The following is a 20151-nucleotide window of genomic DNA, read 5'->3' as shown; positions in this document are numbered from 1 at the left end:
GTGCCGTCACTTCAACCCCAGCCATGGTGCGGGATCGACGTAGTCGCCGTTCTGCATCACCTCGAAGTGCGCGTGCGGACCCGTCGAGTAGCCCGTGGAGCCCACCGCACCTACCTGCTGGCCCACCTTGACGCTCTGCCCGACCGAGACGCTGAAGGCGGACATGTGGTTGTACGTGGTGGACACCTGCTTGCCGTCGATGGTTCCGTGCGAGATGACCACCCGGTTGCCGTAGCCGTTGGACCAGCCGGCGAAGGTGACCTTGCCGTCCCGGGCCGCGAGGAACGGCGTGCCCTGCGACGCACCGAAGTCGATGCCGGTGTGGAGCTTGTTGACGTGCAGGATCGGGTGGAAGCGCATGCCGTAGGGCGAGGTGACCGGCGGGTTTCCGCGCAGTGGCATGGCCATCTGCTGCCCCGGCGGCACCTTGCCCGGCGGGTCGTCGACCGACTCGTACTTCGGTATCAGGGACTTGATGCGGGTGACGTAGTTGCGCGTCTCCGTGTACGGCGGGATGCCGTGGTACTGCTGGACGGCTCCGGGGCCCGCGTTGTACGCGGCCAGGGCCAGGTCGAGCGTCTCGCCGGAGGCCTCGCCCCGGTTCTTGTAGCCCTCGACCTGCTTGGCGAGCGCGCAGTCGTAACGGCCCTGCGCCATGATCGCGTCGCCGGGGTCGTAGGGCGACACGCGGCCGTTGCCGTCGTCGTCGCGACCCCAGGTCTTCCACGTGCCGGGCATGAACTGGGACAGGCCCTCCGCGCCCACCGGGGACTTCGCGTTCGGGTTCCAGCCGGACTCGGCCTCGATCTGCGCGGCCACGACGGCCGGTTTGATCACGTCGCACAGGGCGCCGGCCTTGAGCACCCACGGAACGTACTGCTCGGGCACGGCGCCGCCCTTCAAGCCTCCGCCGACCCCGGTGCCGGCGCCGCCGCCCGCCGCACTGGTGCCGCCGCTGACCGCGACCATCATGATCACGGGCATCAGCACCATGGCCACCGAGCCGCCGACGACCCAGGCCGCCGCGCCTCCCCCGTTCTGCGACATCAACCCCCCTCGGGTCCAACCACGTTCCTGCAACGACCGCTTGAGTCTCCCCGGCGGCGGTGCCCGACAGGGTCACCGCTTCGTCACAAACTCGTCCCAGGGCCTCACAGGGTGTTACCAGCCCCTCCGTCATCAGCGAAGATCTCACGGTGTTCCGCTGAACCGACACGGGGGGAGAGTTGGCGGTGACCAGCAACGCGTCTATGGGACCGGAGATTTGGACTCGCGGTCCGATCGACGGGGCCACCCCGTCGCAGGACGTCGATCCGCACCCCCATGTGACGGACCCGACCCGGCAGTTGGTCTGGGTCGGCGCACACGGAGGTGCGGGCACGTCCACCCTCGCGACCGTCCTCGGCGGCCTCGACGGCGGACGCGCCTGGCCCCGGCCGGACCAGGGGGAGCCCGACGGCGTACTGCTGGTCGGCCGCACCCATGCCGCCGGTCTTCAGGCCGTGTCCCGCGCCCTGGACGTGTTCCGGCGCGGGGAGCAGCCACCGGGCCTCGAACTCGTCGCCGTCGTGCTGGTCGCGGACGCGCCGGGACGCCTGCCGCGTGCGCTTCAGCAGCGCATCAAGGTCATCGGCTCGGCGGCGGACGTGCACCGCGTGCCCTGGACGCCGGCATGGCGCACCGGGGACCTCGGCACTCCGGCGCCCAAGGAGACGGCCGCGCTGGCCGCGCTGCTGGCCGCCCCACCCGTACGCATGTCATGAGGAGTATCCGATGAGCACTGGAGAGATGGCCGTACTCGCCGTCGGGGCGGACGTCACCCGTGAGCTCGACACGGTGCTGGGCTGGATGGCCTGGCTGGTCACCTGTGCCGGTGTCGCCGGGCTGATCATCGTCGGGACACGCATGGCGCTCGCCGTGAAGACGGGCGACGTCGAGGAACACCTGCGGGAGTTCCTGACGGTGATGGGCGCCTGCGTCATCGGCGCCTCCGCGGGGCCCCTCGTGTCGTTCCTCCTGAACGGATGACCGGGTGACGGGTGACCGGGTGACGGGCTGAGGCCTCGGCACCGGCACCGCCACCGCCACCACCACCACCGCCACCGGACCAGCACCGGTCCGGCACCGCAACAGACACCTCGACGTCTCGAATGCCACGTACATGTCACAGCGTGGTGCTGATTCGTCACACGCCATGGCGCGACACCTCAGGGGTCGCAAGACTCACGTCGACGCCACCGGCCGGCACCAGTACCGGCCAATTCGCAGTCACCAGCAATTGTCTGATCGGCCGTCAGGCCGACCACATCGGGGAGAGACCATGTTGGACACACTCGTCGCCAAGGCCCACCGGACCGTTGTCCTGGCGGACGGTGGCGTACCGAACCCGACCCGCGACGCTCCGGGCGCCCTCACCGGCAAGGTCGACACCGTGCTCGGCATCCTGGCCTGGGCGGGCACCGCGGCCGGTGTCGCCGGTGTACTGATCACCGGCGCCATGATGGCCATCTCCATGCGCCGCGGCGAGGGTTCGGAGCACATGGGCCGCCTCGGCATGGTGCTGGGCGGCTGTGTCCTGGTGGCCACCGCCGGCCCCGTCGTCACCTTCGTCTTCGGCTGACGCACCTCGCGTCCCAACAGAGAGAAGGAACGACATGGTGAACCCCGGTCGATCCCGAGGGGGCAGCGGGGAGTGGGAGAAGCCCTTCTGGCAGCAGCGGGGCTGGATCCTGTCGGCCGGGTTCCTGGCGACGCTGCTGATCATCGGCCTGATCGCGCTGACGAGCGGCGGCGGCGCGTCGAACCGCGCCGACGACGATCCGACGGCGCCGCCGGCCACGCCCACGCCGAGCGACCACGAGAAGCCGGACGCCCGGCCCGCGGGCTGCCGCACCGACGACAGCGACCAGACCAAGCCGACGGCCGTTCCCAAGGACTTCGAGTGGAAGGCCAACGGAACGGGACTCGTGCCGGTCTCCAGGACCGCCGGTCCGCTGACGTACGACGGCCCCGTCTGGTCCTGCTACGCGCACACTCCGATGGGGGCGGTGTTCGCCGCCCAGGCGATCACGGACCACTTCAGCTACCCGGGCTGGCGTGACGTGGTGGAACGGCAGGTCGTGCCCGGCCCGGCCCGCGACGCGCTGGTCTCCAGCCGCTCGCAGGACGAGGACAAGCCCACCTCGGGCAAGGCCGACGCCGGCGGCTACGCGGGCTTCTCGATCCTGGCGTACGACAAGGAAGAGGCGACAGTGATGTTCCTGCTCCGCGGACCCAACGCGGGTGTGTACGGCACGGCCTCCGTCACCGTGCGGTGGCACGAGGGCGACTGGAAGATCGTGCCCGGTGCCGACGGTTCGGTGTACTCCGGCATGGCGCAGGTGAGCGGCACCCAGGGCTTCATCACCTGGGAGGCGTGACATGGCTTGCACCTGGAAGGTCTACGACTGTGTCGGCGAGGGCCTGCAGTGGGGCCTGGGCGAGATCGGCGAGGGCGTCACCAGCGGAGCCGTCGAGGTGTTCGCCAAGGCCATCGGCGAAGCCGCCTCCGAAGTGCTCAAGTCGCTCAACGGCGTGTGGCTGGGCGTCAAGGCCGGCGGGACCGGCGGCCCCATCAACACCATTCAGGGCGAGCTGAACTGGCTGGTCGGATACGTGGCCGTGGCCTCGCTGCTGATGGCGGCGATACGGATGGCCCTGGACCGCCGGGGCCAGTCCATGAAGGTGGCCTTCATGGGCATGTGGAAGGTGCTCCTCGCCGGGGCCATCGCCGTCCCGGCGGCCGGGGCGCTGATGCGGGCCTCGGACGCCTACGCCGAGGAGGTCTATGCGAAGTCCGACCTGGGCGGCCAGGCGGCCGAGATGCTGGGCGTGATGACCCTGGGCCAGCCCGGTCTCGTGCTGGTCTTCGGCCTGCTGGTGATCCTGTCGACGTTCGTCCAGATCGTCCTCATGTACATCCGCATCGGCGTCATGATCATGCTGATCGGGACCCTGCCGCTGGCCGCGTCCGCCTCCATGACCGGATGGGGCGAGGGCTGGTGGAAGAAGCACGTCGGCTGGCTGGCCGCCTGGCTGCTCTACAAGCCCGCGGCCGCGCTCATCATCTTCTCGGCGACGGCGATGACCCAGGACGCCAAGGGCACCAAGGACCTCACCCGGACCATCGCCGGCATGGGCATGCTGATCCTGGCGGTCTTCGCCCTGCCCGCGCTGCTCAAGCTCATCGTCCCGGCCACCGCGGCGCTCGGCAGCACGTCGGGCGGCACGGTCGCCCTCAACGCCGTCAACAACCTCGCCAGCGGCGCCGTGAGCATCGCGGGCGGAGCCGCCGGCGGGGGCGGCGGCGGAGGAGGAGGCGGGGGCGGCTCGTCCGCGGCACCGCAGGGCTCTCCGTCCACCGGAGCCGGAGCAGGCGGCGGGGGAGCCGGAGCGGGCGGCGGCGCCGGAGCCGGCGGTGCGGGCGGTGCCGCGGGCGGGGCCGCGGCAGGCGCCGCGGCCGGAGCGGCCACCGGAGGAGTGGCGCTGGCCGCACAGGCCGCCGCGGTGGTCGTACAGACCGGGGTCGCCGCAGCCTCGGAGGTCGCCAACTCCCTGGACGACAACGACGGGATGAAGGGCCACAACCAGTAGCCGACCGACGGCGCGGAGACCGGGCCGGGAACCTTCCCGGCCCGGCTCCCGCCCCGCCTCCCGCAGTCCCGTGTCCCACCGCCCCACATCCCGCAGTCCCGTGTCCCACCGCTCCGTACCGCCCGCCCGACCCCGCCGTCGTCGTACCAAGCAGAAGCCGGAAGAAGGAAGCCCATGTCCACCGACGCCATGACGCGTCCCACCTACGGGAACTGGCGGCGCCCGCGCCGGCCCGGTCTTGGCCCGCTGGGCCTGCTCGGCACCGTCGTCGCCTTCGGCGGGCTCCTGGTCGCGCTGCTGGCCTCGCTGGTCTCCCTGATGCTCGCCATCGCCGTGCTCGTCCCGGTGGGTGCCTTCCTGGCCCCGCTGGCGCTGCGCACCGCCGACGGCCGCAACGTCTACCAGGTCCTCGCCGTCCGGATCGGCTGGATGAAGCGCAAGGCCAACGGCTCGACCACGTACGTCTCCGGCCCGCTCTCGCGACGCCCCGGCGGCCGCTTCCAGCCCCCCGGCCTCCTCGCCCGCACCAAGATGCACGAGGGCCGGGACGCCTACGACCGTCCCTTCGGCGTGCTCCACCACCCGGGCCGCAACCTCTACACCCTCGTCATCGGCTGCGACCCGGACGGCGGTTCGCTCGTCGACCCGGAGCAGGTCGACATCTGGGTGGCGTCCTGGGGCGACTGGCTGGCCCGGCTCTCCCACGAGCCCGGTCTGCGCGGTGCCCAGGTCGTGGTCGAGACCGCCCCGGACACCGGCACCCGGCTCGCGGCCGAGGTCCTGCCCCGCATCACGCCCGACGCCCCGGCCGCGGCCCGGGCCGTCATGGAGGAGGTCGTCGAGCGCTACCCGGCCGCCTCGTCGGAGATGCACACCTACGTCGCCCTCACCTACGGCCCGACCGCCGGGCCCAAGCGCGGCACCGACGACGTCATCACCGACCTGTCCATGCGGCTGCCGGGCCTGCTGTCCGGCCTGATCGCCGCCGGCGGCGGCTCCGCGTACCCGCTCTCGGCGGAACGGCTCGCCGAGATCGTGCGCGTCGCCTACGACCCCGCGGTCGCCCCCGACGTGCTCAGCACCCGCGCCGAGCACTCCTCGACCGGCATCGAGTGGGACGACGCAGGACCCGCGGCCGCCGTCGAGACCGTGAACGCCTACAAGCACGACTCCGGCGTCTCCCGCACCTGGATGCTGACCCTCGCACCGCGCGGCACCGTCCGCTCCAGCGTGCTGCGCGGCCTCCTGGAACCCGCGTCGGGCACCCGCCGCAAGCGGATCTCGCTGATCTACCGGCCGATCGACCCCGCGACGTCCGCCCGCATCGTCGAGGCCGACCGCCGCTCCGCCCACTTCATGGCCGGCTCGCGCGGCGGACTGGTGCAGGCCCGCGCCACCTCCGAGGTGCGGGCGGCCGAGCAGACGGCGGCCGAGGAGGCGTCCGGCGCGGGGCTCGTGGAGTTCTCGCTGATGGCGACGGTCACCGTCGACTCCGAGCAGGACCTGGAGGACGCGGCCGTCACCATGCGCAACCTCCAGGCGTCCTCCCGCATCGTGCTGCGGCCCGCCGACCGGATGCAGGCCTCGGCGTTCACCTGCACGCTGCCCGTCGGGCTGCTGCCGTGGGAGCACACCCTCGTTCCGTACCAGATCCGGGAGGCCCTGTGAGCAGGCAGCAGCAAACGCCCCGGGTGCCCACGGTGCCACCGCGCGGCTGGGCGGGCCCGGGTGGCGGCCAGGTCGGCCATGTGGACCCGCCCGCGATGTGGCGGGCGACCACCGTGCAGGCCTGCGGTCTGTGGCCGTTCGCCGCCGGATCGGGCGCCCCCATGACCGGCGTGCCGCTCGGCCAGCACCTCCAGACCGGTGCGACGGTCTGCGGTGACCCCATCTCGTGGTTCACCCGGGCCCGTTACATCTCCAACCCCTCGCTGTTCATGCTCGGCATGCCGGGACTGGGCAAGTCGACACTGGTCAACCGGATGCTCATCGGCCTCACGGCGACCGGTGTCACCCCGCTTGTGCTCGGCGACCTGAAACCCGACTACGCGGACACCGTGCGCGCGCTGGGCGGCCAGGTGATCTCCATCGGGCGCGGCGTCGGCGGCATCAACGTCCTCGACCCCGGCGCCATGGGCGAGGCGGCGCTGCGGCTCGGCGGCGAACGCGGGCGGGTCCTGGCCGCGGAGGCCCACGGCCGGGTGCTCAACATGGTGGCCGCGCTCATCACCATCGTGCGCGGACGGCCCATGGACGACCACGAGCAGTCGGTGCTCTCCGCCTGCCTGCACCACCTCGTGGACCGCACCGAGCGCGGACGCGCCCCCCTGCTGCCCGACCTGCTGCGGGTCCTCGACGAGGGCCCCGACCGGGTGCGCGCCGTCACGCTCGACCGCGGCGACATCGGCCGCTACCAGGAAGCCGTCGACCCGCTGCACCGCTCGCTGCTCGGCATCCTGGACGGTCCGCTCGGCGACACCTTCGCCACCGAGACCTCGACGAGGATCGACCCGGCGTCGCCGGCCGTCTGCGTGGACATCTCCCGCATCGGCGAGGCCGACACCCAGCTCACCGCGGCGGCGATGCTCGCCGCCTGGTCGGACGGGCTCGGCACGGTGGCCGCCGCGCACGCGCTCGCGGACGCCGGACTCGCCCCGCAGCGCTGGTTCTTCACGGTCCTCGACGAGCTGTGGCGGCCGCTGCGCGCCGCCTCCGGCATCGTCGAGCGCATCGACGCCCTGACCCGTCTCAACCGCTCCCTCGGACTCGGCGACGCCAAGATCACCCACACGCTCAAGGACGCCGAGGCCCTGGGCAGCGAGGCCGACCGGGCCAAGGCGCGCGGCTTCGTGGAACGGGCCGGCATGGTCGTGTGCGCGGGTCTGCCGCGCACCGAGATGCGGGAGCTGGGCGAGATCGTCGGCATGTCGGAACGCGAGATCGAACTGGTCTCCTCCTGGTCGTCCCCGCCCGGCTGGGCGGGCACCGGCATCAACGAGGAGCCGCCGGGCCGGGGCCGTTTCCTGATCAAGGTCGGCGGACGCCCCGGAATCCCCATCAAGGTGTCGATCACCGACACCGAGCGCGCTCTGCACGACACCAACACCCGCTGGACGGGCAACGAGCTGAACCTCACCAAGCAGGGGGAGGGACCGAGATGAGTACGCGCCCCACGCGCAAGGGCCACGGCGCCTCGGACGATCTGCTGCCCTGGGTCATCCCGGTCGTGGCCGTCCTGGTGGGCGGCGGCTTCGCCGGCGCCTGGCTGGGCGGCACGCTCGGCGCGGCCCTGGCCGGCGGTGGCTGGAACCCGCCGCCGTTCACGCTGTCCACCCTGTCCACGCTGGTGCAGGACGGTCCGCGGGCCCTGTGGCCGGACGCGTCGAGCGGTGCGGTGACGGCCGGCATCGCGGTGGTCTTCGGCGTGTTCATCGCCCTCGTGGTCGCCGTGGTGATCCTGGTGCGCGGCCGCGGCCGGCGCCCCGACGGCCTCGCCGGCCGCAAGGAACTGGCGGGACTGCTGCCCAAGGGCGCCGCGGCCCGGGCCAGGGAACTGCGGCCGTCCCTGTCCAAGGCCGCCAAGCCCGAACCGGACGAGACCGGCAACCTGCTGGGCGACCTGGAGCCGAACGGTCCCGAACTGCGTTCCAGTCACGAGGACGTCGAGCTGGACCTGATGGCGCCGCGCGCCGGCAAGTCCACCGGCATCGCCGTGCCCCGGGTGCTGCGCGCCCAGGGCAGCGTCCTGCTGACCTCCAACAAGTCCGACGTCTACAGCGTCACCCGGGCCGAGCGCGAACGCATCGGCCAGGTCTGGGTGTTCGACCCGCAGGGCATCGCGCACACCCCCCGCGCCATGTGGTGGGACATGCTGGCCGACGCCGCCACCATCGAGGGCGCCCGGCGTCTGGCGGGGCACTTCGTCGGCGCGGTCAACGACGACGCGTCCAAGCGCGACTTCTGGATCTCGGCGGCGCAGAACACGCTCACGGCGCTCTTCCACGCCGCCAACCGCGGCGGGCGCGGCGTCGTCGAGGTCCTGTCGTGGCTGGCCGACCCGGCCGACCGCACCCCCGTCGACCTGCTGCGCGACGCGGCCATGCCGGCCCTCGCCGACCAGTTGCAGGGCACCGTGCAAGGCGCCGTCGAGACCCGGGACGGCATCTACGAGACGGCCCGCCAGTGCGTGGCCTGCCTCCTGGACCCGGCCATCGCCGCCTGGGTGACACCGGACGCGGCGGTGCCGCAGTTCCGTCCGGAACAGCACGCGCTGTCCCGCGACACGCTGTACCTGCTCTCCAAGGACGGCGGCGGCTCGGCGGCGGGCGTCATCGCGGCGGCGGCGGACTCGGTGCTGCGGGCGGGCGTGATCGCCGCCGAGCGGCTGGGCGGCCGCCTCGATCCGCCGATGACGGCCGTGCTGGACGAGGCCGCCAACGTCTGCCGCATCTCCGACCTGCCCGACCTCTACTCCCACCTCGGCTCGCGCGGCATCAACATCGTCACCCTGCTGCAGAGTTACCGGCAGGGGGTACGGGTCTGGGGCGAGGCCGGGATGGACGCGCTGTGGGGCGCCGCCACCATCAAGCTGCTGGGCGCCGGACTGGACGACGCCGACTTCGTGGAGAAGGTCTCCCGGCTGGTCGGCGAGCACGACGTGTCGACGGTCAGCGTGTCCCGCAGCAGGGACGGCCGGTCCCGCTCCACCTCCTACCGCCTGGAGCGCATCATGCCGGCCGACCGCATCCGCGCCCTGCCCAAGGGCACCGCGCTGCTCCTGGCCACCGGCGTCCGGCCGGCCCTGATCCGGCTGCGCCCCTGGTACGCCGAGCCCGGCGCCGACCGTATCCAGGCCGCCGCCCAGGCCGAAGTGAAAGCCATCACCGCCCGAGCCGCACAGAAGGCGTTCCCGTGACCACCATGGCCCCCGCCCACGAAGCCGACCCCACGCCGGAGCAGCCGCAGGCACCGGCCTTCATCCTGTACCTGGACGGCGCCGAGTACGCCGAGGAGATGCGGAACCTGGCCCTGTGGGTCTCCGACCTGCTGCTTCCCGTCTACGGCCGGGAGGTGACCTCCGCGCAGCCGTGGTGCCCGCGCTGGTGGGAGCACCTGGAGGCGGTCGCCCGGCTGCACGCCCTGTGGCTGGCCTGGCAGGAGTACACGGACCCGGCGGCGGGCGCCTCCGGCCCGGCCGTCTGGCACCGGGACCACCTCGGCCCCGTGCTGTCCGAACTCCGCTCGCCGCACGGTCCGTTCGCCGGATGCCGGCCGGGCGGCCACCGGGCCAAGGCGGCGCCGACGGTCGAGGCGTACGACGGCTGACGGACACGCCGGCGGACATCGGCGGACATCGGGCGAAACACACCGGGGAGGACCTCATGCGCTGGACCGTCCACACCGAACGCGTCATCCACGACACCCCGTGGGTGGGCCTGCGCGCGCTGGACGTCGAGCAGCCGGACGGCACCCGCACCGACTACCACGTGGTCAGGCTGCGCGACGTCGCCGTGACGGCGGCCGTCGACGGCGAGCGGCGGGTGCTGATGATGTGGCGCCACCGCTTCGTCACGGACACCTGGGCGTGGGAGCTGCCCATGGGGCTGGTCGAGGACGGCGAGGAGGCCGCGCGGGCGGCCGCGCGCGAGCTGGAGGAGGAGACCGGATGGCGCCCGGGAACGGTGCGCGAGCTGGTCTACGCGGAGCCGGCGGCCGGCATCACCGACGCCCGGCACTTCGTCTTCCGCACGGACGACGCCGTGCGGATCGGCGAACCGACCGAGCGCAACGAGTCGGACCGGGTGGAGTGGGTCCCGCTCTCCCGGATCCCCGCGATGATCGCCCGCAGGGAGATCGTCAGCAGTGCCACGCTGGTCGGCCTGATGGCACTGCTGCTCGGCCTCAGCCCCGAGGCGGGCTGAAGTGGTCGATCCCGGCGAGGATGGAGCGCTTCAGCTTGAGGGACTCGTCGATCTCCGCCCGGGTGAACCGCTCGGGGTCCTTGGCGTACAGGGCCCGTCCGCGCTCCGAGACGAAGCGGTCCGCGGGGACGCGGTCCGCTCCCGGGGGAAGGAACTTGGCGACCTCCTCCAGCGCGGCGATCGCGTACGCCGTCGACGGGCGGACCGCCCGGTGCTCGGCCGGCGCCGTGCCCAGCAGGCGCAGACCGGATTCCGTGGAGATCTCGTCGCTGACCCACATGAACTCGCCCGGATCGACGATGCGCGAGGGCTCCGGGCCCCCGAACGCGGGCGGTGCGGGCGGGAGTTCGTCCACCATGCGGAACGCGAAGGAGCGGGCGCGCCCGCATTGCGGGCAGGTGCCCTCGAAGACCGCGGTCAGAGCGCCGTCGTGGTCCTCCAGCCGGTGCTCGCGCGCGAACTGCTCGGCGCCGCACTCACAGGGGTGGAGGTCGATGTAGAGGTGCGCCTCTTGCAACGAACGTGCGATCAACATGGCAGGATTCTACGGGGCTCATAGGCGCAGGGGGGAGACGTCAGTGAACCAGGGCGACGAGAGGGAACGGCCCGAGGAGACGGTCATCACGGCCACGGATGTCCTCGGCACCGGCTTCCGGGCGGACAGCGGCACGCGGCTTCCGCAGGAGCGGGTGCTCGCCGAGGCCGAGGCAGCGCTGCCCGTGGTGGTCCAGGCGCTGTACGCCGACCGGCTGCGGGTGAACGGCATCACGGAGCAGGACGGGCGCCGCTTCTTCTCGCTGACCGACGACAACGCCCGGGACCTCACCCTCAGGCTGGAGTCCGCGTCGCTGCCCGAGCGCACCGTGGCGCGCAGCTTCGTGAACACCGCCTCCGACAACCACGTCGTCCAGCTCTCCGACCGCATCGCGCCCGAGCAGATCGGCCGTGCGCTCAGCCACGAGGTCAACGAGCTGCTCTCCGTGCGGGACCGTGCCGAGCGCGCCGAGGCGCCCGCCGCCGGCGACATGCTGCGCCGCGGCGCCGCGCTGCCGGAGCGGCCGCGGCTGTCCGACGAGGACCTGGGCCGCGTCGGCGAGCTGAACTACCTCACGGAGCGCATGAACGACGGGACGCTGACCGGGCCGCAACGCCAGGAGGCGCGCGGCGAGCTGTCCCAGCTGATCGACCACACCGGCCTGCGGGTCGGCGCGCCGCCCGACGACACGGCCGCCCGGACGCTGGAGCAGTACGCGGTCGCCATCCGCACCGACACCGTGGGGCCCCACCTGACGACGGACGCCCGGCGCGCCCTGCGCGAACTCGGCCGGCCCATCGACCAGTTGGCCCCCGCCGACGCGCAGGTGCTCGGGGAGCACCGGGCCCGGGTCGCGGAGGGCCGGGCGACCGGCGCGCCGCTCGGCTCCGCCCCCGCCCTGCCGCTGCCGGGCCTGCACTCCGACGGCACCCCGATCCCCCGGGAGCAGCTCGGCGCCGCCCGGGACGAGGCGGCCCGGCAGCGCACCGACACCGGCCTGAGGACACTGGAGCAGCTGCGTGCCGAGGCGGCCGGCCTGCCCGAGGGCCGGTACCCGCAGCGGGAGATCATGATCGGCGGCGGGGCCGCGCTCGCGGGCCGCGATCCCGACGTCCTGCTGGTCGACTCGCGGGGCCGCTGGCACGTGGACCCCATCAAGGGCATCGTGCAGTCCGCCGACCAGGTGCGGCACCTGCGGGAGGTCGGCTGGGACCCGTACCGGTTCGGGGACCCGAAGGACCGGGTCTCGCTCGCGGCGCTCCAGTTGTGGGAGGACACCGCGGCCGCCGCCGGCCCGCTGGTCGACGGGCGGGCCTCGCTGAGCCTCGCCGACGACGGACGGCTGCTCGCCGAGATATCCCCGGCGGACGGCTCGCCGCCGGTCACCGTCGAGGTGGTGGGCACCCCTCTGGTGGCCACCGGCGTTCCCCCGGAGGTCGTACCGGGCGTGAACCGGCAGATACCGACGATGGACGAGGCCGCCCGCGCACTCACCGACCACCTGGGCACGGTCGGCACGCCCGAGGCGCTCCAGGCCAGGGACCGGCTGGCCGCGCTGCCGGAGGGCGAGGGCCGGGCCGCCGCCGCCCTGGACATCCTGGCCGAGCCGGCGGTGGGCGACGCGCTGCGCGCGGCCGGGGACGACTCGGCGGCCGTCCGGGCCCGGGAGACCGTCGAGGCGACCGCGAAGTGGGAGCAGGCCACTGCCGAGGCTCCCGGGCGGGTCCTGCTCGGGGACGAGGTCGGCGACGGGGCCTACGACCCGACGGTCGCGGACAACTGGGTGATCGCCGGTATCGGCGGCGGCGCCATCGCCAACACGGAGATCATCCTGGAGGGCAACCCGAACGCCCGGGTGACCATGGTGGGTACCGCGGCGCCCTGGGTCCTCCACAACGACTCCCAGTACCTGGCGATGCGCCGGCAGTACGACGCCGAACTCGGTGGCGACGGGCGCCTGGTCACCGTGCCCAATCAGCGGCTGGGCGCCGTCGAGACGGTCCGCACCCCGGACGGCGGGGTCCGGCTCAAGGCCCGCGACGTCGAGGGGGACGCCTACGTCGCCTGCCTCGGCCGGGTGGCCCGGCTGCCCCAGGCCGCGGACTCCCTCGACGCCTGGGCCCGGCAGAGCGGCGGCCAGGTCAAGGGCGAGCTGCTCTTCGACAGGAGCGAGCAGTACCTCGGTTACCGGCTGCACTTCCAGGCGGGTGACCGGCAGCACACCGTCGACGTGACGGGGGCCGCCTCCCGGATGCTGCCCGGCAACGTGTTCAGCGAGAAGGACATGGCCAGGCTGGCCGTCGTCGACCGCAGGACGGCGCCGCCGGAGAGCGGCAACGTGGCGGCCGGCTTCATGGCCACCGCCCTCCAGGGCTCGCACCTGGCCAAGCACCGCGCGGAGCAGTCCGGCAACGCACCGACGGCGCGGACGGGCACCACTCCCCCGGCCGCCGGAGCGGGCACCAATCCGGCAGCCGGTGCGGGCACCAACCCGGTCGCGGGCGCGGCCCGCCTCCAGTCCGGGCGCAGACCGCAGGGACCGGGCACCGCGCCCGGGGCCGGACCGGCCACCGGTGGTCCGACCACACCGCCCCGGCTGCCCAAGCCGCCGCAGCCGGGCGGGGGCGGCGGACCCGCCCGGTGACGGCCGGCGGCCGCGCCGCACGGCACATCCGCGCCCGGGGAACCCGACGACCAGCCATCACGGAGGAACGGACCATGCGCACCACGAGGACCGCACTGGCGGCCGCCCTGGCCGCGGTACTGCTCGCCGGGTGCGGCTCGGGCGACGACGGGCAGCGGGACGACACGGGCCGGGGCCCGGACGGCGGCCACGCCACGCCCCGGCTCGACGTGCCGCCCGCCTTCGACGGCGGCCGGGGCTGGGACGAGGAAGCGGGCCGGATGCCCCCGGCCACGGACGCCGAGCCGGTCGTCGCGGTCGGCGGCACGGTCGCCCACGTCGAACCCTCCGGCGACGGCTACGCGGTCCGGGTGCGGGACGCGGGGACGGGCGAGGTGCGCTGGACCAGCACCGTCCAGCGGCTGCCGGCGACGGACCCGGACGCCCCCGGCGGCTCCGGCGCCCCCGGGCTGACCGCCGTCCGGCACGGGGACCGCACGTACCTGGCCCTGTGGGCGGTCGGCGAGCGGACGGACGGCGCCCTGTCCGAGGAGAAGGAGGTCGTGCGGATCGGGCTCTACCCGCTGTACGCCTCCGGCGACTCCGTCGCCCCGCTCCACGACGTCCAGGTTCCCGTGAACACGCAGGAGGGGTCCGTCCAGGCCCGGGACGGCGGGGCAGGGCTGCTGCTCTCCTGGCGGTCGGCCGGCGAGCACCGGGCCGTCGTGGACCCGGGCACCGGCCGGGTGACGCGGTACGACGATCCCGCCGCGCTGATCCCGGACTGCGACTCCGCGATGTGCGTAGGAAGCGCCGTGGTGGCCGTCACCCCCGAGGGGCCCGTGGTCGGCGGCACGTCGGGCGGTATCCGGGTGCCGGGCGGCTGGAGCGGCGAGGACATCGCGCCGGAGGGCGTCGAGACGGGCCGGACGTTCGTCAGCGGGGAGCAGAACGGCACGCTGGCCGGCGTCCGCGACGGCGTGTTCGTCGCCCGCTGGCGGGCGGCCGACCCCGCGGACGCCTACGTCTGGTCGGCGCACGACCTGGCGAGCGGCCGGCTGCTGGCGAGCACCGCCTGCGACGACGACGGCCCGGACGCCCCGAGCGAGCCGGTGGCCTCGCCGAAGGGCACCCGTCTGGGCCTGGGCGCGGTCCTGTTCGACGTCGAGGCGGGCACGGGCCGGTGCCTGGCCGCCGAGGACGGCCGTCCGGGCGTCACGGTCACCGCCGTCACCGACGACGGCACCGCGTACGGCACCACGAGCTCCGGGGCGGGCGTGGTGGTGCCCAAGGGCACCGGGACACCCGAGGCGCTGCCCGGGGGCACCCTGGTGCCGGCCGCCGCGCTGGACGAGGGGGCGTTGTTCGTCCGGCGGGGCGACGACGGCTCCCTGCGCCTGTCGGTGCGGCGGGCACGCTGAGGCCGGACCGGCGTCACGTCACGCCGTGATGTCGCGGGTGGTGAAGCGCGCCCAGGCCGCCGAGCCGAAGACCGCCGCGTACAGGGCCTGGAGGCCCAGGTTCTTCACCAGGTCGTCCCAGTAGACCGGTTCGCGCATCAGGTCGGCGAAGGACAGCCAGTAGTGCGGGAAGAAGTACGGCTGCAGGGCGTCGAGCTGGGGGATCTGGTCGAGGATCTGGACGGTGATCAGCAGCCCGACCGTGGTCGCCATCGCCGCGATGCCGCTGCCCGTCAAGGTGGAGACGAACAGGCCGAGGGCCGCGACGCCGACGAGTGAGGCGGCCACGGCCAGGGCGATCAGCAGCGCCCGGCCCAGGCCCTCGGCGTAGGTGATCCGGGTGCCGGAGATGGTGATCAGGTCGCCGACGGGGAACAGCAGCGCACCGGCCGCGAGCGCCGACACCGCGACCACCAGGGTCGCCGCGAGGCAGAAGACGAGCACCGTCGCGTACTTGGTGAGCAGCAGCCGGGAACGGCCGGCCGGGGCGACCAGCAGGTAGCGGAGCGTGCCCGCGCTCGACTCGCCCGCGATCGCGTCGCCCGCGACGACGCCGACGGCCATCGGCAGGAAGAACGGCAGGGTCGCGGCGAGCGCGGTGAAGACCAGGAACAGCCCGTTGTTGCTCACCTGCGAGATGAACGCCGGTCCCTCGCCGCCCCCGCCCCCGCCGGGCGCGGAGCCGTCACTCGTCTCGATCCTCACGGCGATGCCCACCAGGACCGGCACGGCGGCGAGCACCGCCAGCAGGGCGAGGGTGCGCCAGCGCCGGAAGGTGGTCAGCAGTTCGCTGCGCAGCAGTCCGAGGGACCACAGCGGGCTCGGCCGCCGTGCCGCCCGCGGTCCCGGCCCCGCGCCCGGCCCCGCGTCGGCGGACTCCTCCACCGGCTCTCCCCGCGCGCCGGTGTGCGACGCCTCAGCCCGCGACATCGAACCCCTCCCCCGTCAGCGCCACGAACGCGTCCTCCAGCGAGGCCCGTTCCAGAGCGAAACCCCGGACCCGGACCCCGGCCGCGACCAGCGCCGCGTTCACCTCCGCGAGGTCCCGCTCCGGTGGCTCCGCCGTCACCCGGTCACCGGCGACGGCCACGTCGGCGGCGCCCTGCTCCTTCAGCACCCGGGCGGCGTCCGACGCGTCCGGCGTGGTCACCGCCAGCCGGCCGCGCGCCCCGGCCGCCAGGTCGGCGACCGCGCCCTGGGTGAGCAGCCGCCCCTGGGCCATCACCGCGGCGTGGGTGCACACCTGCTCGATCTCGTCCAGCAGGTGGGAGGAGAGGAAGACGGTGGTGCCGTCGGAGGCCAGCTCGCGCACGAGGGTGCGGATCTCTCGCATGCCCTGGGGGTCGAGGCCGTTGGTCGGCTCGTCCAGGACGAGCAGCCGGCGCGGCTGGAGCAGCGCCGCGGCGAGGCCAAGACGCTGCTTCATGCCGAGCGAGTAGGCCTTCGCCTTCTTGCCGCCCGCGGCCGCGAGGCCCACCCGGTCCAGCGCGGCCGCGACGCGCTCGCGCCGGGTGCGCGGGTCGGCGGTCGGGTCGGCGGCGTCGTAGCGGATCAGGTTGTCGCGCCCGGTGAGGAAGCCGTACAGGGCCGGGCCCTCGATGAGGGCGCCGACCCGGGGCAGTACGGTGCGGGACGCGCGCGGCATGGGCTGCCCGAGGACCCGGGCGCTGCCCGAGGTGGGCTCGATCAGCCCCATCAGCATGCGGATGGTGGTGGTCTTGCCGGAGCCGTTGGGGCCGAGGAAGCCGAAGACGCTGCCCGCCGGGACGGTCAGGTCCAGACCGTCGACGGCGAGCTGTCCGCCGCGGTAGCGCTTGGTGAGCCCGCGGGTGGCGATGACGGCGTCGTCCTCGCTCTCCCGGTCCGGGCGCCGCGCTCGTACGGCGGACGGTTCGGCCATCGGCTCCCTCGTTCTCCTCGTCCCGGCCTTCCCGCCGTACGGGCGGCGGGCCGTGTACGGGCTACTTCGCGGCGTCGGCCGCCTTCACCAGCGCGTCCTTGGTGACCGCACCGGCGTAGACCTTGCCGTCGTCGGTGATCAGGGCGTTGACCAGGCGGGTCTTGAAGACCGTGCCCGAGCCGAAGTCGCCCTTGACCTGGTCGCCGAAGGAGCCGAGGAAGCCGCCCAGGGCTCCGAGGTCGCCGGCCGAGGAGCCCGTGGGCAGGCCGCCCCGGGAGCCGGTGTCGAAGGCGGCGATCGAGTTCCAGCCCTCGCCGATGACCTTGAGGCCGTCCAGCCCCTCGGCGGGTCCGCCCCCGGCCTTGCGGTCGTGCCCGGGAGCCTCGGCGCTCTTGTCGCCCTCGGTGACCTTCGCCCCCTCGGGCGGCGTGAAGTCGAACGTGGACGCGTCCGGCTTCGCGAAGTCGACCTTGGTGAAACCGACGTCCACGACGGCGGCGCCGCCGCTCGCCGGGGTCAGCGTGAACTTCAGCGGCGTGCCGGTCTCGGCGTCCACGGCGACGGTGATCGCACCGACCGTGGAGCCGTCCTGCTTGGGCTCGACGACCAGGCGGTACGCGTCCCGGCCGGCCACCTGCGCGGTGCCGCCGACGGACACGGACGTGGTGTCGTCGATCGACTCGAGCGCCTCGGCGGCGAAGTCCTTCGGGGTGGCCGGCACGTCCTTGCGCGGCTGCCCGGCGCTGCCGGAGGAGGCCGGGGCGGTGGAGTGGTAGACCTCGTTGGACTTGCTGTCGTAGCCCCAGACGTCCTTGCCGTCGTGGATCAGGCTGTACTCGGCGGCGTTCTCCATCAGGGACAGCTTCTGCCGGTCGGGGCCGTCGACGGCGACGCGCAGCGTGTGGCTGCCGGACGCCAGCTCGGTGAGCTTCGCCGACGGGTCGGCGGCGGATCCCTCGTCGTCGCCGCCGGAGCCCCGGCCCGCGGCCATGCCGGACATCAGGCCGCTCTCCAGACCGCCGAGGTCCGGCAGGCCCAGGTCGGTGTTGATCCGAACCGTGCCGGACATCTGCTGGACGTCCGACGCGGCGATCTTCTCGATGAGCTGCTCCGCCGTGACCTTCGGCAGGTCGGGGTCCCCGGAGTCGGCGAGCGCCGGGACGAGGCCGATCGTCACGGCCGCCACTCCCACCACCGCGACCGGGACGACGTACCGCGCGGCCTTGCGCCGGCCGGCCTGCGGCTCCTCGCCCGCTCCGGCGGTCGTGCTGTCGTCGGAATCGATCGGTGCCATGTGTGCCCTACCTCCGTCGTCGGCGGCGGCTGTCCCGCGATGTCACTCGTTCACCCGTGAGCCGCCATTCTCACCCGAATCGGTGAGGATTGGTGTTTTCCCGTGGTGTCCATCTGACCAAATCACCGGAGCACAAGCGTCAGACCGCGGGCTCAACTCCGCCTACTCCTGCGGGATGACACACACGGGCGGCGGCTCCCCCGGCCCGTAGGGGGCCGGGTACGCCGCCGGTGTCCGTACGGAACCGGGTACGCCGCCGGTGGACGGCACGCGGCCGACGGCGCCCGGCGCGAGGTCCGAAGGGATCAGCCGGTGGACGCACGCGTCGCAAGGCTCGCCCCCGGCTCAGGGCCGGACGGGGTCAGCCGGCCCGGTGGACCACCGCGTCGCACAGCTCCACCAGCGCCACCTTCGCGTCGCACTCCCGCAGCGGGGCCAGCGCGGCGCGGGCCTCCTCTGCGTACCGGACGGTGTCGCGGCGCGCCTGCTCCAGCGCGGGGTGGGCGCGCAGCAGGCGCAGGGCCTCGGCGTGCCGCGCGTCGTCGCTCAGGTCGGAGTCGAGCAGCTCGCACAGGGCGAGGTCCTCGGCCAGCCCCAGCCGGCCCGCCCGCTCGCGCAACCGCAGGACGGGCAGGGTGGGGATGCCCTCGCGCAGGTCCGTGCCGGGGGTCTTGCCGGACTCGTCGGAGTCGGAGGCGATGTCCAGGACGTCGTCCGCGAGCTGGAAGGCGACGCCGAGCCGCTCGCCGTACTGGGTCAGCACGTCCACCACCGTCTCGTCGGCGCCGGACATCATGGCGCCGAACCGGCAGGAGACCGCCACCAGCGAGCCCGTCTTGCCTCCCAGCACGTCCAGGTAGTGATCGACCGGGTCCCGGCCGTCCTGCGGTCCGGCCGTCTCCAGGATCTGGCCGGTGACCAGCCGCTCGAACGCGAGGGCCTGGACGCGGACCGCCTCGGGGCCGAGGTCGGCGAGGATCTGCGAGGCGCGGGCGAAGAGGAAGTCACCGGTGAGGACCGCGACCGAGTTGCCCCAGCGGGTGTTCGCGCTGGACACCCCGCGCCGCACGGCGGCCTCGTCCATCACGTCGTCGTGGTACAGCGTGGCGAGGTGGGTCAGCTCCACGACCACGGCCGAGGGCACGATCCCGGGGGCGTAGGGGTCGCCGAACTGCGCCGAGAGCATCACCAGCAGCGGCCGGAACCGTTTCCCACCGGCCCGCACCAGGTGCTGGGCGGCCTCCGTGATGAACGGCACCTCGCTTTTGGTTGCCTCGAGCAACCCTTCCTCGACAGCAACCAATCCGGCCTGGACATCGGCTTCCAGAGCCTGGTCCCGCACGCTCAGCCCGAACGGCCCGACGACGGTCACGAGGGGTCTCCTGTCTGCTGGTGTCTACTGGCGATTACCTGGTTTGTCGATAGGTCGCTGCCACCACTCAAGTCAGCGTATCCGGTCACGTTTCGATCACCGCTAGCGCCCACCGTTACAGGCCGGTCGGTATCGGATCATGAGCGATATGTTTTTGATCAGGTGATACGAGCAGATTCTGATCGAAATCGCACATCGCCAGAGGGGACGAACCGGACCCGGAACGGCGAGCGGGCCGGAAGCCGCCGTCCAAGATCCCACCACCCCCTCCAACGGCCCGCACTCCGAGAACGTCACCCCCTCGACGCCCGCCCGGGCACAGACACCGGCGCCCGCACCGGCACCCGCGCCCGCGGCGCCCGCCCGCGCGCTCACCACCCCGCTTCCCCTTCCACCGCGCTCGACACCCGAAGC

At 73.5% G+C, this 20151-nt stretch carries 18 protein-coding genes; 12 read left to right on the top strand and 6 right to left on the bottom strand.

Features of this window, described 5'->3' with window-relative positions; all coding sequences use genetic code 11:
* Window positions 1–6 precede the first annotated feature (6 nt).
* Entirely contained in the window at window positions 7–1047 is a 1041-nt protein-coding gene (locus ACIBCJ_RS25895) for a peptidoglycan DD-metalloendopeptidase family protein (protein WP_362100610.1), read from the bottom strand.
* A 203-nt stretch (window positions 1048–1250) separates the two neighbouring features.
* On the opposite strand from ACIBCJ_RS25895, the gene ACIBCJ_RS25890 reads away from it, so the two are divergent.
* From ACIBCJ_RS25890 to ACIBCJ_RS25845, 10 genes are all read left to right on the top strand, one after another.
* Window positions 1251–1763, top strand: a complete 513-nt coding sequence (locus tag ACIBCJ_RS25890; RefSeq protein WP_365980401.1) for a DUF6668 family protein — start codon at window positions 1251–1253, stop codon at window positions 1761–1763.
* A gap of 10 nt (window positions 1764–1773) precedes the next feature.
* Window positions 1774–2028, top strand: a complete 255-nt coding sequence (locus tag ACIBCJ_RS25885) for a hypothetical protein (protein ID WP_362100604.1) — start codon at window positions 1774–1776, stop codon at window positions 2026–2028.
* A gap of 292 nt (window positions 2029–2320) precedes the next feature.
* On the top strand, window positions 2321–2620 hold the full coding sequence (locus tag ACIBCJ_RS25880) for a hypothetical protein (RefSeq protein ID WP_362100602.1): 300 nt from the start codon (window positions 2321–2323) through the stop codon (window positions 2618–2620).
* Between the two features lie 34 nt (window positions 2621–2654).
* The gene (locus ACIBCJ_RS25875; RefSeq protein ID WP_362100599.1) at window positions 2655–3419 is read left to right on the top strand and encodes a hypothetical protein; all 765 of its coding nucleotides are present in this window, start codon (window positions 2655–2657) and stop codon (window positions 3417–3419) included.
* A 1-nt stretch (window position 3420) separates the two neighbouring features.
* Complete coding sequence (locus ACIBCJ_RS25870; protein WP_362507437.1) at window positions 3421–4632, top strand: hypothetical protein; 1212 nt, start codon at window positions 3421–3423, stop codon at window positions 4630–4632.
* 174 nt (window positions 4633–4806) lie between these two features.
* Complete coding sequence (locus ACIBCJ_RS25865; RefSeq protein ID WP_362507440.1) at window positions 4807–6300, top strand: SCO6880 family protein; 1494 nt, start codon at window positions 4807–4809, stop codon at window positions 6298–6300.
* Window positions 6297–7793 (top strand): ATP/GTP-binding protein, encoded by a 1497-nt coding sequence (locus ACIBCJ_RS25860; protein WP_362100590.1) that lies wholly within the window; start codon window positions 6297–6299, stop codon window positions 7791–7793. The genes ACIBCJ_RS25865 and ACIBCJ_RS25860 overlap by 4 nt, the downstream gene beginning before the upstream one ends.
* Window positions 7790–9547 carry a TraM recognition domain-containing protein gene (locus ACIBCJ_RS25855; protein WP_365980400.1) on the top strand — a complete coding sequence of 586 codons (1758 nt, stop codon included), beginning with the start codon at window positions 7790–7792 and terminating at the stop codon, window positions 9545–9547. Before ACIBCJ_RS25860 ends, ACIBCJ_RS25855 begins: the two co-directional genes overlap by 4 nt.
* Before the next feature lie 5 nt (window positions 9548–9552).
* Window positions 9553–9957: a DUF4913 domain-containing protein gene (locus tag ACIBCJ_RS25850; RefSeq protein ID WP_365980502.1), complete on the top strand. Its 405-nt coding sequence runs from the start codon at window positions 9553–9555 to the stop codon at window positions 9955–9957.
* A gap of 56 nt (window positions 9958–10013) precedes the next feature.
* Window positions 10014–10553, top strand: a complete 540-nt coding sequence (locus ACIBCJ_RS25845) for an NUDIX domain-containing protein (protein ID WP_362100584.1) — start codon at window positions 10014–10016, stop codon at window positions 10551–10553.
* Here ACIBCJ_RS25845 and ACIBCJ_RS25840 read toward each other — a convergent pair.
* A complete protein-coding gene (locus ACIBCJ_RS25840; RefSeq protein WP_365980399.1) occupies window positions 10534–11088 on the bottom strand; it encodes a hypothetical protein in 555 nt (184 codons plus the stop codon). The genes ACIBCJ_RS25845 and ACIBCJ_RS25840 overlap by 20 nt on opposite strands.
* 43 nt (window positions 11089–11131) lie before the next feature.
* Between ACIBCJ_RS25840 and ACIBCJ_RS25835 the strand changes: the two genes are divergently transcribed.
* Together ACIBCJ_RS25835 and ACIBCJ_RS25830 are read left to right on the top strand one after the other, a co-directional pair.
* Entirely contained in the window at window positions 11132–13732 is a 2601-nt protein-coding gene (locus ACIBCJ_RS25835) for a hypothetical protein (RefSeq protein WP_365980398.1), read from the top strand.
* 74 nt (window positions 13733–13806) lie between these two features.
* A complete protein-coding gene (locus ACIBCJ_RS25830; RefSeq protein ID WP_365980397.1) occupies window positions 13807–15132 on the top strand; it encodes a hypothetical protein in 1326 nt (441 codons plus the stop codon).
* A gap of 18 nt (window positions 15133–15150) precedes the next feature.
* Here ACIBCJ_RS25830 and ACIBCJ_RS25825 read toward each other — a convergent pair whose 3' ends face one another.
* The 4 genes from ACIBCJ_RS25825 to ACIBCJ_RS25810 form a co-directional block, all read right to left on the bottom strand.
* Window positions 15151–16101 (bottom strand): ABC transporter permease, encoded by a 951-nt coding sequence (locus tag ACIBCJ_RS25825; protein ID WP_362507452.1) that lies wholly within the window; start codon window positions 16099–16101, stop codon window positions 15151–15153.
* Window positions 16088–17071 carry an ABC transporter ATP-binding protein gene (locus tag ACIBCJ_RS25820; protein ID WP_362100569.1) on the bottom strand — a complete coding sequence of 328 codons (984 nt, stop codon included), beginning with the start codon at window positions 17069–17071 and terminating at the stop codon, window positions 16088–16090. Before ACIBCJ_RS25820 ends, ACIBCJ_RS25825 begins: the two co-directional genes overlap by 14 nt.
* A gap of 61 nt (window positions 17072–17132) precedes the next feature.
* Window positions 17133–18365 carry a DUF2092 domain-containing protein gene (locus tag ACIBCJ_RS25815; RefSeq protein ID WP_362100566.1) on the bottom strand — a complete coding sequence of 411 codons (1233 nt, stop codon included), beginning with the start codon at window positions 18363–18365 and terminating at the stop codon, window positions 17133–17135.
* A 361-nt stretch (window positions 18366–18726) separates the two neighbouring features.
* Window positions 18727–19737, bottom strand: a complete 1011-nt coding sequence (locus ACIBCJ_RS25810; RefSeq protein ID WP_133887613.1) for a polyprenyl synthetase family protein — start codon at window positions 19735–19737, stop codon at window positions 18727–18729.
* Window positions 19738–20151: the final 414 nt, after the last annotated feature.

Source organism: Streptomyces sp. NPDC051136 (assembly GCF_044455745.1).
Taxonomy (GTDB): Bacteria; Actinomycetota; Actinomycetes; order Streptomycetales; family Streptomycetaceae; genus Streptomyces.
Note: the sequence above shows the minus strand (reverse complement) of the source record. Positions and strands in the feature narration are given on the sequence as shown.

Bases quoted from the DNA above. Each gene is read 5' to 3' on its own strand.
- ACIBCJ_RS25815 (WP_362100566.1), bottom strand. From the start codon at position 18,365: ATGGCACCGATCGATTCCGACGACAGCACGACCGCCGGAGCGGGCGAG.
- ACIBCJ_RS25880 (WP_362100602.1), top strand. From the start codon at position 2,321: ATGTTGGACACACTCGTCGCCAAGGCCCACCGGACCGTTGTCCTGGCG.
- ACIBCJ_RS25830 (WP_365980397.1), top strand. From the start codon at position 13,807: ATGCGCACCACGAGGACCGCACTGGCGGCCGCCCTGGCCGCGGTACTG.
- ACIBCJ_RS25850 (WP_365980502.1), top strand. From the start codon at position 9,553: ATGGCCCCCGCCCACGAAGCCGACCCCACGCCGGAGCAGCCGCAGGCA.
- ACIBCJ_RS25840 (WP_365980399.1), bottom strand. From the start codon at position 11,088: ATGTTGATCGCACGTTCGTTGCAAGAGGCGCACCTCTACATCGACCTC.
- ACIBCJ_RS25890 (WP_365980401.1), top strand. From the start codon at position 1,251: ATGGGACCGGAGATTTGGACTCGCGGTCCGATCGACGGGGCCACCCCG.
- ACIBCJ_RS25855 (WP_365980400.1), top strand. From the start codon at position 7,790: ATGAGTACGCGCCCCACGCGCAAGGGCCACGGCGCCTCGGACGATCTG.
- ACIBCJ_RS25825 (WP_362507452.1), bottom strand. From the start codon at position 16,101: ATGTCGCGGGCTGAGGCGTCGCACACCGGCGCGCGGGGAGAGCCGGTG.
- ACIBCJ_RS25895 (WP_362100610.1), bottom strand. From the start codon at position 1,047: ATGTCGCAGAACGGGGGAGGCGCGGCGGCCTGGGTCGTCGGCGGCTCG.
- ACIBCJ_RS25885 (WP_362100604.1), top strand. From the start codon at position 1,774: ATGAGCACTGGAGAGATGGCCGTACTCGCCGTCGGGGCGGACGTCACC.
- ACIBCJ_RS25820 (WP_362100569.1), bottom strand. From the start codon at position 17,071: ATGGCCGAACCGTCCGCCGTACGAGCGCGGCGCCCGGACCGGGAGAGC.
- ACIBCJ_RS25865 (WP_362507440.1), top strand. From the start codon at position 4,807: ATGTCCACCGACGCCATGACGCGTCCCACCTACGGGAACTGGCGGCGC.
- ACIBCJ_RS25875 (WP_362100599.1), top strand. From the start codon at position 2,655: ATGGTGAACCCCGGTCGATCCCGAGGGGGCAGCGGGGAGTGGGAGAAG.
- ACIBCJ_RS25870 (WP_362507437.1), top strand. From the start codon at position 3,421: ATGGCTTGCACCTGGAAGGTCTACGACTGTGTCGGCGAGGGCCTGCAG.
- ACIBCJ_RS25845 (WP_362100584.1), top strand. From the start codon at position 10,014: ATGCGCTGGACCGTCCACACCGAACGCGTCATCCACGACACCCCGTGG.